9 protein-coding genes are annotated in these 13,127 nt (G+C 66.7%); 2 read left to right on the top strand and 7 right to left on the bottom strand.

Translation table 11 applies throughout. The features are described 5' to 3' along the window. Window positions 1-224 precede the first annotated feature (224 nt). Together U5782_RS09315 and U5782_RS09310 are read right to left on the bottom strand one after the other, a co-directional pair. On the bottom strand, window positions 225-1,808 hold the full coding sequence (locus U5782_RS09315; RefSeq protein ID WP_322043511.1) for an NAD(P)H-hydrate dehydratase: 1,584 nt from the start codon (window positions 1,806-1,808) through the stop codon (window positions 225-227). 98 nt (window positions 1,809-1,906) lie between these two features. Next, a complete protein-coding gene (locus U5782_RS09310) occupies window positions 1,907-3,202 on the bottom strand; it encodes an FAD-dependent oxidoreductase (RefSeq protein WP_322043510.1) in 1,296 nt (431 codons plus the stop codon). A 469-nt stretch (window positions 3,203-3,671) separates the two neighbouring features. Between U5782_RS09310 and purL the strand changes: the two genes are divergently transcribed. Next, complete coding sequence (gene purL, locus U5782_RS09305) at window positions 3,672-7,748, top strand: phosphoribosylformylglycinamidine synthase (protein ID WP_322043509.1); 4,077 nt, start codon at window positions 3,672-3,674, stop codon at window positions 7,746-7,748. Window positions 7,749-7,935: 187 nt separating this feature from the next. Continuing rightward, a complete protein-coding gene (locus tag U5782_RS09300; protein WP_322043508.1) occupies window positions 7,936-9,057 on the top strand; it encodes a Fic family protein in 1,122 nt (373 codons plus the stop codon). Between the two features lie 70 nt (window positions 9,058-9,127). On the opposite strand, the gene U5782_RS09295 is transcribed toward U5782_RS09300, so the two are convergent. The 5 genes from U5782_RS09295 to U5782_RS09275 all read right to left on the bottom strand — a co-directional run bounded on the left by U5782_RS09295 (window position 9,128) and on the right by U5782_RS09275 (window position 12,936). Further along, complete coding sequence (locus tag U5782_RS09295) at window positions 9,128-9,910, bottom strand: peptidylprolyl isomerase (RefSeq protein WP_322043507.1); 783 nt, start codon at window positions 9,908-9,910, stop codon at window positions 9,128-9,130. A gap of 70 nt (window positions 9,911-9,980) precedes the next feature. Next, entirely contained in the window at window positions 9,981-10,292 is a 312-nt protein-coding gene (locus tag U5782_RS09290) for a BolA family protein (protein WP_322043506.1), read from the bottom strand. Continuing rightward, window positions 10,289-10,822, bottom strand: coding sequence for a septation protein A (locus tag U5782_RS09285; protein ID WP_322043505.1), 534 nt, complete (start codon window positions 10,820-10,822; stop codon window positions 10,289-10,291). Before U5782_RS09285 ends, U5782_RS09290 begins: the two co-directional genes overlap by 4 nt. Window positions 10,823-10,914: 92 nt before the next feature. Then, the gene (gene msrB / locus U5782_RS09280; protein ID WP_322043504.1) at window positions 10,915-11,334 is read right to left on the bottom strand and encodes a peptide-methionine (R)-S-oxide reductase MsrB; all 420 of its coding nucleotides are present in this window, start codon (window positions 11,332-11,334) and stop codon (window positions 10,915-10,917) included. Between the two features lie 57 nt (window positions 11,335-11,391). Beyond that, window positions 11,392-12,936, bottom strand: coding sequence for a protein adenylyltransferase SelO (locus U5782_RS09275; protein ID WP_322043584.1), 1,545 nt, complete (start codon window positions 12,934-12,936; stop codon window positions 11,392-11,394). Window positions 12,937-13,127 lie beyond the last annotated feature (191 nt).

The following is a 13,127-nucleotide window of genomic DNA, read 5'->3' as shown; positions in this document are numbered from 1 at the left end:
AGGGAAAACGAATGGAAGGCGGCGGACGGCGCCGGCCGGTCAGGCCGACGCGCGCGTCACGCGCTGCGGGGAAGCACGCCACCGGTGGGCGGCGCGCGAAGGATCAGTATAGCGGGGCCGGGCGATGCTGCGCACCCGGGCGGTGGTTGCTAACCGACGCACGGCATCGTTAGCAAACGGCATGCCGCGCTTTGCGTTGTGCATCATCACGCGCAGGCGGCCTTTTAATCTTTCGGAGCGTAAAAGAGCCGGTTCATGAGGCGTCGCACCATTGGAGCGAGTTCGCCCGCGGCAAGGCCGGCGGGACCGTCGCCCTGGGCGACGAGGGCATCGGCGGCGAGACCGTGCAGATAGACGCCCGCCAGCGCCGCCTCGAAGGACGGCAGTCGCTGCGCAAGCAGGGCGCCGATCAGGCCGCCGAGCACATCGCCCGTGCCGCCCGTGGCGAGCGCGGCGTTGCCGGTGGGGTTGATCGCGAGGCGCCCATCCGGCGAGGCGATCACCGTGCCACTGCCCTTGAGCACCACGACCGCTTGATAGCGCGCGGCGAGTGCGCGTGCCGACGCGAGCCGGTCACGCTGCACGGACGCCGTATCGACGCCAAGCAGGCGCGCCGCTTCGAGAGGATGCGGCGTCAGCACGCACGGTGCGCCGCGCGTGCGCGCATGTTCGCTTACGCCCGCGGCGAGGGCGTCGTCGCGGGCGATCAGATTCAGGGCGTCGGCATCGAGCAGCACAGCGGTGTCGAGTTGCAGGATGCGCTCGATCAACTGTCGCGCCGAGGCGCTGCCGCCCATGCCGCAGCCTGCCGCGATGGCGCTCATCGCGTCGAGTGCGAGCTTGCCCGCGTGATGCAGCATCAGTTCGGGATGCGGGGCGTCATAGGGTGGCGCATCGTTGCCGAGAAAGCCCACATGCACCTTGCCCGCGCCCGCGAGCAGCGCGGCGCGCGCGGCCAGGATCGGCGCACCGCACATGCCGGTGTCGCCGCCGATCACCGCCAGCGTGCCGAAGCTGCCTTTGTGGGTCGCGAAGTCGCGCGCAGGCATGACCGGCGCGAATAGCACGGGTGCGTTCAGCTGGGCGAGATCGGGGCTATCGATGGCGACGCGGATTTCGATGCCGATGGGTGCCACGCTCACCGCGCCCGCGTAATCGCGTCCCTCGCCCGTATAGAGCCCTGGCTTCGCGCCGATGAAGGTGACGGTGTGGCTCGCGCGCACGGCGGGCCCGCCGCCGACGACGTTGCCGGTGTCGCTGTCGAGGCCGCTCGGCACGTCGAGCGCAAGCACGCGGCCGTGGCTGCGTGCGCGCGCCGACATGCGCCCGGCCAGCGCGCCGAATACGCCATCGAGCGCGCGGGCGAGGCCGATGCCGAACAGGCCGTCCACGAGCCAGCCGTAGTCGTCGAACGATGAGGGTGGCGTCTGCGTAATCGCCACACCGGCTGCGCGCGCTTCGGCGAGCGCCCAGCGGGCGTCGTCGGGCTTCACTTCGACGGGCATGCAGACTTCGCAGGCAACGCCCGCGCGGGTGAGCGCCGCGGCGGCGATCAGCGCGTCGCCGCCATTGTTGCCGGGGCCGGCGGCGAACCAGACGGGCTTCGCGCTTGCTGCCGAAGGCGCATGAAGGATTTGTTCACGCAGGAAGTGCGCGGCGGCGGCGCCGGCGCGCGCCATCAGCGTATGGGCGGGCAGCACGGCCTGCGCGCTGGTCTCGCGCTCGCGCAACTGCGCGACGGTGAGCAGCGGCACGGCGCGGTCGTGCGGATTAAGGAGCGTGGGATGGTTGGGCGTGGAGTCTGTCATGGTGGCGAGTGCCGCCGCGAGGGGCGGCGGCGCGTGCGTAAATTCGACAGTGCAACGATACCCGAGCGAGGCCGTGCTGGCTTCGCGCAAGAGAACGCCTAGCTGCGTCCCGGCGAAAGCGCTTCGACGGTTTCCGCGGGCAGTTCCGGCGTCGTACCGGAAACCTGGGCGGCAATCAGGCGCGCGGAGCCCAGCGAGAGCGCCCAGCCCGCCGGCCCGTGGCCCGCGTTGACGAACAGGCGCGGATGCCCGACGTTCCCGACGGCAGGTAAGCCGTCGGCGGAAAGCAGCTTCATGCCTTCCCACGCGAGCGCCGCCGAAATGCGCGCGGCGCCCGGCGCCCAGTCGCGCGAAGCTTCGCCGAGCAAGGCGAGCGCTTCTTCGGTCAAGGCCTCGGGCATGGCTTCGTCGAGCTGTTTCGCGCGTTGCAGCACGGCGCCGCCTGCAATGCGCAGGCGATGGTTCGTGCGCGTGACGACGATGCGCCGCGCCGCGTCGATCAGCGTCGAGCCCGGCACGCATTCTTCGTGGGCGACTGGCGCGTTGAGCGTGTGCATCCGCACCGGATAGAAGGGCAGCTTGATGCCGAGCGGCGCGAGCAGTTTCGGCGTTTGCGCTCCCGCCGCGACCACCACGGCATCGGCCGACATGACCTCGACGTCGCGATGCTTGCCGGTTTCGTCGGGGCGCGGCACGAGTTCGACGGCGGCGCGCTGGCTCTCGACGCGAATCGCACTCACCGTGCGCCCGGTCTCGAACTGCACGCCGCCGAGCGTATCGAGCACTTGCTTAAGCTGCTTGACGAAGAGCGGGCAGTTGGCGACGCGCGCGTGGTCGAAACGCACCGCGCCGGCGAAGGGCGGTTCGGCGGGAATCGTGTGCTCGGCGGCCACGCATTCGTGCGGCGTGAGCACATGGTGCGGCGTTTCGAAACGTCGCAGCAGTTCGAGCGCGGCCTGGTTGAGCGACCATTCGTCGTTGCCGCGCACGAGATAGAGCAGACCTTCGCGCTGCTCGTATTCGAGCTGGAAGCGGCCTTCGGCGTCGTCGAGCACGGCTTGCGCGGATTCGATCAGCGGGCGCAGCAGCGCATAGCGCGCCGCGAAGGCTTCCGAACCGTGCAGCGTGGCGAGTCGCTTGACGAACGCACGCGCCTGGCCCGTGAAACCGGTCTTGCAGATCACCCCGCCCGACGAATGCCGGCCGTTGCGCAGGAAGGTGGGGCCGAACCAGACGTCGAGCGGCGTGGGCAGCACGACGCCGCTATGGCCGTAGGTCGCGCCTTGCGCGACGGTGGCGTGGCGCTCGACCACGCAGACGCGATGGCCTGCCGCGCGCAACTGGTAGGCGGTGGCGACGCCGGCAATTCCGCCGCCAATGACGATGACATCCATGATGATTCGATCTGCTGGCAAGCGGTGCGCCGACGGCGCAGTTTGGCGCAGTGGGGTCGGGGCACCCTGCCGAAGAGAGTAAGACGTGCGGCGCGCAAACGAAGCGCCGATCGGGTGAAACGCGCAATCATAGCAGCCAATCGGGGCTCGCCGCCACGCGGGTGCCACCGCTCGCGCAAGGCCAGAGCGGCCTGAGCGCCATCCACGCCTCGCGAAAAATCACGAAAACAGCCGTGAGGGAACGCGGTTGAGCGCCACGCGATTTTCTCGTATCCCGAAAATGAGCACGGACGTGCGTGGCACGGCGCCAGCAAAGCGCCGCCAGGGCGGTCGGAGGGGGGCTTCCGGGTTATAATCGCGGTCTCCCTTCGCCTGACCGTCGCCACAGCCCCGCGCGACGCATCGCCACCTTGCGACGCTACCGCGCGAGGCGAAGCCGCGATGTAACTTCGACGCAACGCCCCAGTCCATGGCCCACTTCTCGTGTTTCCCCGGTGCTTCGGCCCTTTCCGACTTCCGTCAGACCCGCCTGCTCGAGACGCTCCAGCGTATCGACGCCAATATCGTCGGCGTGCATGGCCAGTATCTGCACTTCGTCAACTCGGCCACGCCGCTCTCCGCTGACGACAGCGCGAAGATCGAGGCGCTGATGCACTACGGCGCGCCGTTCGCGGCCCCGCAGGAGCGTGGCAGCGCGGTGAGCTTCCTCGTCGTGCCGCGTTTTGGCACGGTGTCGCCGTGGGCCTCGAAGGCCACCGACATCGCGCTTCACTGCGGCCTCGATCAGGTGCGCCGCATCGAGCGTGGCGTCGAATACACGGTGATCCTCAAGAGCGGCCTGCTGGGCGGCAAGAAGACGCTGTCGGACGACGCGCACGCGCAGGTTGCCGCCGCGCTGCACGACCGCATGACGGAAAGCGTGGCGCCTTCGCGCGACGCGGCGCTGCATCTGTTCGACGAACTGCCGGCGCGCCCGATGCAGACGGTGGACGTGCTCGGTCACGGTCGCCAGGCGCTGGAAACGGCCAACGGCGAACTGGGCCTCGCGCTCGCCGACGACGAAATCGATTACCTCGTCGACAACTTCACGAAGCTCGGCCGCAACCCGACCGACGTCGAACTGATGATGTTCGCGCAGGCCAACAGCGAACACTGCCGCCACAAGATCTTCAACGCGAGCTGGACGATCGACGGTCAGGACCAGGACCTGTCGTTGTTCGCGATGATCCGCAATACGGAAAAGATGAGCCCGCAGGGCACCATCGTCGCGTATTCGGACAACTCGTCGATCATGGAAGGCGCGGTCGCCGAGCGCTGGTTCCCACGCAAGACCGGCGCCGATGGCAAGCCGGGCGAGCAATACGGTCGCCACACCGAACTCACGCACACGCTGATGAAGGTGGAGACGCACAACCACCCGACGGCGATCTCGCCGTTCGCAGGCGCGGCCACGGGTGCAGGCGGCGAAATCCGCGACGAAGGCGCGACGGGCCGCGGCGCGCGTCCGAAGGCCGGCCTCACGGGCTTCACGGTCTCGAACCTCGAACTGCCCGACGCGCGCGAAACGTGGGAAAACGCCCGCGACGCTGCAGTGCCGCTCGCGCACCGCAATCCCGCCGACGCGCACGGCGCGTACGGCCGCCCGGATCGCATCGCCTCGCCGCTGCAAATCATGATCGACGGCCCGCTCGGCGGCGCCGCGTTCAACAACGAATTCGGCCGCTCGAACCTGGGCGGCTACTTCCGCGTCTACGAGCAGAACGTTGCGGGCACCGTGCGCGGCTACCACAAGCCGATCATGATCGCGGGCGGTCTCGGCAACATCAGCGCCCAGCACACGCATAAGCACGACCTGCCCGCAGGCACGCTGCTGATCCAGATCGGCGGCCCCGGCATGCGTATCGGCATGGGCGGCGGCGCGGCCAGTTCGATGGCGACCGGCACCAACACCGCCGAACTCGACTTCGACTCGGTCCAGCGCGGCAACCCGGAAATCGAGCGTCGCGCGCAGGAAGTCATTAACGGCTGCTGGCAACTGGGTGAAAACAATCCGATCCTGAGCATTCACGACGTGGGTGCGGGCGGTCTGTCCAACGCTTTCCCGGAACTCGTCGACGGCGCCGACAAGGGCGCGCGTTTCGAACTGCGCAAGGTTCAGCTCGAAGAGTCGGGCCTGTCGCCGCGCGAAATCTGGTCGAACGAATCGCAGGAGCGTTACGTCCTGGCGATCGCACCGGCCGACCTGCCGAACTTCGAAGCGATCTGCACGCGCGAGCGCTGCCCGTTCGCCGTCGTGGGCGTCGCCACCGACGAGCGCGAACTGAAGCTGATCGACACCGACGAAAAGGCGCTCGCCGCCAATGGCGGCCACCAGCCCGTCGACATGCCGATGGACATCCTGCTCGGCAAGCCGCCGCGCATGCACCGTAACGTCGAGCACGCGAGCACGCCGCTCGTGCCGGTCGACGTCACGGGCATCGCGCTCGACGAAGTCGCGAAGAGCGTGCTGCGTCATCCGACGGTCGGCAGCAAGTCCTTCCTCATCACCATCGGCGACCGCTCGGTGGGCGGCATGAACGTGCGCGACCAGATGGTCGGCCCGTGGCAGGTGCCGGTCGCCGACTGCGCGATCACCGCACTCGACTACGCCGGCTTCAAGGGCGAAGCGATGACGATGGCCGAGCGCACGCCGCTCGCCGTGATCAACGCACCCGCATCGGGTCGCATGGCCGTGGGCGAGGCGATCACCAATATCGCGTCGGCGCCTATCGCCTCGCTCGACAAGCTCAAGCTGTCGGCGAACTGGATGGCCGCATGCGGCGCACCGGGCGAAGACGCCGCGCTCTACGACACCGTCAAGGCGATCGGCATGGAACTGTGCCCGGCGCTGGGCATCGGCATTCCGGTGGGCAAGGATTCGCTCTCGATGCGCACGAAGTGGAACGAAGAAGGCGTCGCGAAGGAAGTGGTCGCGCCGGTTTCGCTGATCATTTCCGCGTTCGCACCGGTCGAAGATGTGCGTCGTCACCTCACGCCGCAATTGCGCCGTATCGACGAAGTCGGCGAATCGGTGCTGATCTCGATCGACCTGGGCCGTGGCAAGAACCGCATGGGCGGCTCGATCTTCGCGCAGGTGACGCAGCAGGTCGGCGACGACGCGCCTGATGTCGATAGCGCCGAAGACCTCAAGCAGTTCTTCAACGCAATCCAGAAGCTCAACGCCAACGAGCAGGTGCTGGCGTACCACGACCGCTCGGACGGCGGCCTGTGGGCGACGGTTTGCGAAATGGCCTTCGCGGGCCACACCGGCGTGTCGCTGAACGTCGACATGCTCACGCTCGACGGCGAGCACGGCACGGACTTCGGCGACGCCAAGGACTGGGCGAAGCAGACCAGCGGCCGCCGCGACGACCGCACGCTGCGCGCGCTGTTCTCGGAAGAACTGGGCGCTGTGATCCAGGTGCCGGCAACGCAACGCGACGCCGTGATGGCCGTGCTGCGCGAGCACAACCTGTCGGTCTGCTCGAACGTGATTGGTACGCTCAACAACCGCGACTCGATCGAAATCTACCGCGACGCCAAGCGCATTTACGGCGCGCCGCGCGCTGAACTGCACCGCGTGTGGAGCGAAGTGAGCTGGCGCATTGCGCGTCTGCGCGACAACCCCGCCTGCGCCGACGCCGAATACGACGCGCTGCTCGACGCCGCCGATCCGGGCATGCAGCCGACGCTCACGTTCGACGCGGCCGAGGACATCGCCGCGCCGTTCGTCAGCACGGGCGCGCGTCCGCGTGTGGCGATCCTGCGCGAGCAGGGCGTGAACTCGCACCTCGAAACCGCTTACGCGTTCGACCGTGCGGGCTTCGACGCGCACGACGTGCATATGAGCGACCTGCTGGAAGGCCGCGCCACGCTCGCCGATTTCGCGGGTGCAGTGGCCTGCGGCGGCTTCTCGTACGGCGACGTGCTGGGTGCGGGCGAAGGCTGGGCCAAGACGATCCGCTTCAACGCGCAACTCGCGGACATGTTCGCGGCGTTCTTCGCACGCCAGGACACCTTCGCGCTGGGTATCTGCAACGGCTGCCAGATGCTGTCGAGCCTGGCGTCCATGATCCCGGGCGCCGAAGCCTGGCCGAAGTTCACACGCAACAAGTCGGAGCAGTTCGAAGCGCGCTTCTCGCTTGTCGAAGTGCAAAGCTCGCCGTCGATCTTCTTCAGCGGCATGGAAGGCTCGCGCATTCCGGTTGCGGTCGCGCACGGCGAAGGCTTCGCGGACTTCTCGCAGCAGGGCGACATCACGAAGGCGGCAGTGGCGATGCGCTACGTCGATCACCGTGGTCAGGCGACCGAAGGCTATCCGTTCAACCCGAACGGCTCGCCGCAAGGCATTACGTCGGTCACGACCGCCGACGGCCGCTTTAGCGTGCTGATGCCGCACATGGAGCGCGTGCACCGCACCGCGACGATGAGCTGGCACCCGGAAGGCTGGGGCGAGGCAAGCCCGTGGCTGCGCGTATTTCAGAACGCGCGCAAGTGGGTGGGTTAAGCGTAGTTTGATGCCGCCGGCCGCCTGAAAGGCGGCAAGGTCTTGCATACCGGAAGCCCCGGTCATGCCCGCCAAGGCGGGGGTGACCGGGGCTTTTGCTTGACGTGCGGCGAATGGCCAGGCTATTCACCGCATTTTTTGCAGCGAATAATTTGTGCGCGCGGTGAATGCGCGTCATAATCACCGCATGAATAGCGGCGAATACACTTATATCTGGGAAGCCGGCGATTGGCCGGCGTGGCGCTTCGACATGGCGGCGCTCGCCGAACCTATGGCGCAAGCCAGCCACGCCCAGGGTTTGCTGATGGGGCGTCTGGCGGATGTCGGCATGCGCCTGCGCGATCAGGCGAGTCTGGCGGCCCTGACCGAGGACGTGCTCAAGACGAGCGAAATCGAGGGCGAGCGGCTTAGTGTGGCTTCGGTGCGCTCGTCCATCGCGCGTCGTCTGGGCGTGGATATTGGCGCGCTCGCGCCGGTGGATCGGCACGTGGATGGCGTGGTGGAGATGGTGCTCGACGCGACGGCCAACAGCCGCTTTCCGCTCACGCGGGAGCGCTTGTTCGGCTGGCACGCCGCGCTATTTCCAACTGGCTACGCGGGCCTCTCGCGGATCACCGTGGGCGCGTGGCGTGATGACGCGACGGGGCCGATGCAGGTGGTATCCGGTGCGATCGGGCGGCAGCGGGTGCATTTCGAAGCACCGCCAGCACAGCGCCTTGAAGCGGAGATGGCGCGTTTTCTCGACTGGGTCAACGCGCCCGCGCAAATGCCGCCGCTGATCAAGGCGGGCCTTGGCCATCTATGGTTTGTGACCTTGCATCCGTTCGATGACGGTAACGGCCGTGTCGCACGCGCGATCGGCGATCTGCTGCTGGCGCGTGCAGATGGCAGCCCGCAACGCTTCTACAGTCTGTCCGCGCAGATCCAGCGCGAGCGCCGCGCGTACTACGAGATCCTCGAACAAACGCAAAAGCGTTCGATGGACGTGACACCGTGGTTGCGCTGGTTTCTCGACACCCTTCATCGGGCCGTCGATCACGCGCAGATCACGCTGAACTCGGTGCTCGTGAAGGCGCGTTACTGGCATCACTGGGCCGACGCGCCGTTCAACGAGCGGCAGGCGAAACTGCTCAACAAACTGCTCGATGGTTTCGACGGCAAGCTCACGAGCGGCAAATGGGCGGCCATCGCCAAGTGTTCGTCCGATACCGCCTTGCGCGATCTCAACGATCTCGTCGCACGGGGCGTATTGCGCAAGGCCGAAGGCGGCGGGCGCAGCACGAGCTACGAGCTGAATCCCTTGCCATGAAAAAACCCCGCGCCTCTACGGGGTAGAGGTCGCGGGGTTTTTGTCGCAGCGGTCAGGCCGCCGCGCGGTCTTACTGAACCTTCGCTTGCGCGCGCAGTTGCTTTTCGAACGCGAGCAGCTTTTCCTGCTGGAGCTGCTGGACGATCTGCGGGCGTACCTGCTCGAGCGGCGGCGGGGCGATTGCGCGGATGTCGTCGACGCGGATGATGTGCCAGCCGAACTGCGTGTGGACCGGCGTATCGGTGATCTGGCCTTTCTGGAGCGAGGTCGCGGCAGCCGCGAACTCAGGCACGTAAGCCTTCGGGTCCGACCAGTCGAGGTCGCCGCCGTTCTTCGCCGAACCCGGATCCTTCGAGTACTGCTTCGCGAGGTCTTCGAAGTTTGCGCCGCCCTTGATCTTCGCGATCAGGTCCTTGGCCTGCTGCTCGTCGGCGACGAGGATGTGGTGCAGGTGATATTCCTTGCCGCCACCCGCGCCTTGCGTGACCTTGTCGTACATCGCCTTGACTTCGGCGTCGCTCGGCTGGTTGTTCTTGAGGAAGTCCTCGATCCACGCATGCAGGATGACCTGCTGTTGCGCCATCGCCAGTTGCGCCTTCACGTCCGGACGATTCGGAATACCGAGGCGAGCCGCTTCCTGCATGAGCACTTCGCGGTTGATCAGTTCCTCACGCACGGCCTTTTGCAGGTCCGGCGTGTCTTGCTGGCCTTGGGCCACGACCTGGGCGACGAGCGCGTTGGCGCGCGACGTCGGAATCGGCGTGCCGTTCACGACGGCGACATTCTGTGCAAAGGCGGGAGCCGCCGCGCACGCAGCCAGCAACACCCAGAGACGGGTTTTCTTCAAGGTCATCGAAAAGTCCTAACAGGGCGAACCCAAAGGGCAAAAGAGGGCAAATAAGGGCGAAGCAAAAACGTGGGGGTTAGCGGGGCAGCGCCGCGGCTTCTTCCGGCGTGAGGGCCGTGATCGCGAGAGCGTGAATGCCGCGCTGCATGGCCTCGGCCAGCGCATCATACACCATGCGATGCCTTGCCACGCGGGCTTTCCCCATGAATGCGGCCGCAACGATCGTGACATGAAAATGACCGCCGGCAGCCGCTCCTGCGTGGCCCGCGTGCAGCGCGCTGTCGTCGCGCACGACGATCGAATCGACCGGCGCGAGCGCTTCGGTCAGATGCTTTTCGATCAGCGCGAGGCGCTCGGCCGGGCTGGCGTTGAGGAACACGTCGCTCATTCTTCTTCCTTCATGTGACGCGACAGCCAAAGGCTCTGGCCGACGATGAACACGACCAGGATGCCGGTCGCGCCAAAGAGCTTGAAGTCCACCCACGCATCCGTGGAGAAGTGGAAGGCGACGAACAGGTTGAGCATGCCGAGCAGCGCGAAGAAAATCGCCCACACGAAGTTCAGCTGCGTCCAGACGCGGTGCGGCAGGGTGATCTGCTTGCCCATCATCGCTTCGATGAGGTTCTTGCCGAACGCCACCTGCGAGACCAGCAGCACGACCGAGAACGCCCAGTAAAGGACGGTCGGCTTCCACTTGATGAAGGTTTCGTCGTGCAGGATCAGCGTGGCGCCGCCGAATACGACGACGATGCCGAGCGACAGCCACAGCATCGGATCGACCTTGCGGTGCCGGAACGCCACCCAGGCGATCTGCACGAGCGTTGCGACGATGGCCACGGTCGTGGCCGTGTAGATGCCCCAAAGCTTGAAGGCAACGAAGAACAGGATGATCGGGAACAGATCAAACAGAAATTTCATTATCGGCCTGGAGTCCGCAAAAAGAGCCGCAAAAAGGGACGCGACGCTTCAGGAAGGCACGCGCCCCGCATCGGGGTGCGTGCCTGCCCGCGTCACTTGGGCTCGAATTGTAGCGCAGCCGAATTGATGCAATACCGAAGGCCCGTCGGGGCCGGACCGTCTTCGAACACATGGCCCAGGTGCGCGCCGCAGTTCTTGCAGCGCACTTCGATGCGCAGCATGCCGTGCGTGCGATCCGTGCGCTCCTCGATCACCTCGCCGTCGATCGGGCGGAAATAGCTCGGCCAGCCGCAGCCGGCGTCGAATTTCGTGTCCGATTCGAACAGCGGCGTGCCGCAGCACACACAGTCGTAGATGCCGCGTTCGGTGTGATCCCAGTACTTGCCGGTGAAGGCGCGCTCGGTGGCTGCGTGGCGCGTGACCTGGTACTGCATCGGATCGAGCTTCTCGCGCCATTCGGCGTCGCTCTTGTGGCCGGGGTAGGCGTCGGAGTTATGGTCGTCCTGGCTCATATCGGGGTTCCTCTGGATGGGAGACTGCGTAGATGGGGCCGCGCTCAAAAAGCACAATCACGACGAGCAACTGACTTCGAGCGAGCTGGCCCACGAGGGCGGCAACGCCGCATAGCTCGCATTTTCGGGCTGCTCGTCGAACGGGCGCTGGAGCACTTGCGCCAGGCGCTCGACTTCGCTGAAGTCCTTCTGCGCCGCGCGCTCGATCGCCGTCTGGGCGAGGTGGTTGCGCAGCACGAACTTCGGATTCACGCGGTTCATGGCGGCGGCGCGCGTGGCGTCGTCGCGCGTTTCCTGACCGAGGCGCGCGCGATAGTCGGCGGCCCAGGCATCGAACGCGGGACGGTCGAGGAACAGGTCGCGCACCGTGGTGTCGCCCTGTGCATCGAGCTTCGACACGCGTGCGAGGTTGCGGAACGTCAGCGTGAAGTCGGCGCGGTTGGCGTTCATGATTTCGAACAGGCGGTTGGCGAGCTGGTCATCGCCGTCTTGCGCGTGTTCGAGGCCCAGCTTCGCACGCATGCGCGCTTCGAGCGCGGGCGCGAAATGGCCCTTGAAGCGTTCGAGCACGCCTTGCGCATCGGCCACGCAGCGCTCGCCGCGCGCCTTGTCGTCGGCGATCTCGTACTGCGCGCCGAACAGGGGCAGCAGCGCTTGCGCGAGGCAGAACAGGTTCCAGTAGCCGATCTGCGGCTGCATGCGGTACGCGTAACGGCCCTGCGAATCCGAATGATTGCAGATATGGTTCGCGTCGAAGCCGTCGATGAAGCCGAACGGGCCGTAGTCGATCGTGAGGCCGAGGATCGACATGTTGTCGGTGTTCATCACGCCGTGGCAGAAGCCCACGGCCTGCCAGTCGACCATCAGCGCCGCCGTGGTGCGCACCGCCTGGTCGAGCAGCGCGAGATACGGATCGTCGGCTTCGCGCAGTTGCGGGTAGAAGCGGTCGATCACGTGATCGGCCAGCGCGCGCAGCGCCTCGACGTTGTCCTGCGAATAGAAGTGCTCGAAGTGGCCAAAGCGCACGAAACTTGGCGACACGCGCGCGACGACTGCCGCCGTTTCCAGCTCCTCGCGCCGCACCGCCTGATCGGAGCCCGTCACGGCGAGTGCGCGCGTGGTCGGAATGCCGAGGTGATGCATCGCTTCGGAGCAGAGATACTCGCGGATCGACGAACGCAGCACCGCGCGGCCGTCGCCCATGCGCGAATAGGGCGTGCGCCCCGCGCCCTTGAGCTGGACTTCATGGCGCTGGCCGGCGTGCTCGACCTCGCCGAGCATCAGCGCGCGGCCGTCGCCGAGCTGACCGGCCCACACGCCGAACTGATGCCCGGAATACACCGTCGCGTACGACATCGCCGAGGGCGAGCGCTCACGCGTGAAGTTGCCGCTGAAAAATGCGGCGAACGCGGGATCGTTCACGGCGGTGGCGTCGAGTCCGAGCAGTGCGGCGGTCTGCGGCGAGTAGCCGACCACGTAAGGCGCGGGCAGCGGCGCGCCGGGCAGCCGTGTGTAAAAGGTCGCGCCGAGCGCCGCGAAGTTATCGTCGCGTGGCGTCGTGAGCGCGCGTTCGAAGTCGGCGAGCGGGCCGCTGGCCGGCATCTGCGGGGCGGTCGCGCCGCCTTGGGAATCGCTGGGAGAGGAATTCGGGCCTGGTGAAAACGACATGTTGAGCGCCTGTTGAATAGCCGATATTGTAAGTCCGCGCCCGCTGGCGTGCAGGACACCGGCTCGCAGCGAGTCGTACAAGTATTACAGCCCAGGATGAGAGCCTGGGCCACGCGCCGCACCTC

The sequence above is a fragment of the Paraburkholderia sp. J67 genome (assembly GCF_905220265.1).
Classification (GTDB): domain Bacteria; phylum Pseudomonadota; class Gammaproteobacteria; order Burkholderiales; family Burkholderiaceae; genus Paraburkholderia.
This window is presented reverse-complemented; position numbering and strand designations above follow the sequence as displayed.

Bases quoted from the DNA above. Each gene is read 5' to 3' on its own strand.
- U5782_RS09315 (WP_322043511.1), bottom strand. From the start codon at position 1,808: ATGACAGACTCCACGCCCAACCATCCCACGCTCCTTAATCCGCACGAC.
- U5782_RS09310 (WP_322043510.1), bottom strand. From the start codon at position 3,202: ATGGATGTCATCGTCATTGGCGGCGGAATTGCCGGCGTCGCCACCGCC.
- purL (WP_322043509.1), top strand. From the start codon at position 3,672: ATGGCCCACTTCTCGTGTTTCCCCGGTGCTTCGGCCCTTTCCGACTTC.
- U5782_RS09300 (WP_322043508.1), top strand. From the start codon at position 7,936: ATGAATAGCGGCGAATACACTTATATCTGGGAAGCCGGCGATTGGCCG.
- U5782_RS09295 (WP_322043507.1), bottom strand. From the start codon at position 9,910: ATGACCTTGAAGAAAACCCGTCTCTGGGTGTTGCTGGCTGCGTGCGCG.
- U5782_RS09290 (WP_322043506.1), bottom strand. From the start codon at position 10,292: ATGAGCGACGTGTTCCTCAACGCCAGCCCGGCCGAGCGCCTCGCGCTG.
- U5782_RS09285 (WP_322043505.1), bottom strand. From the start codon at position 10,822: ATGAAATTTCTGTTTGATCTGTTCCCGATCATCCTGTTCTTCGTTGCC.
- msrB (WP_322043504.1), bottom strand. From the start codon at position 11,334: ATGAGCCAGGACGACCATAACTCCGACGCCTACCCCGGCCACAAGAGC.
- U5782_RS09275 (WP_322043584.1), bottom strand. From the start codon at position 12,936: ATGCCGGCCAGCGGCCCGCTCGCCGACTTCGAACGCGCGCTCACGACG.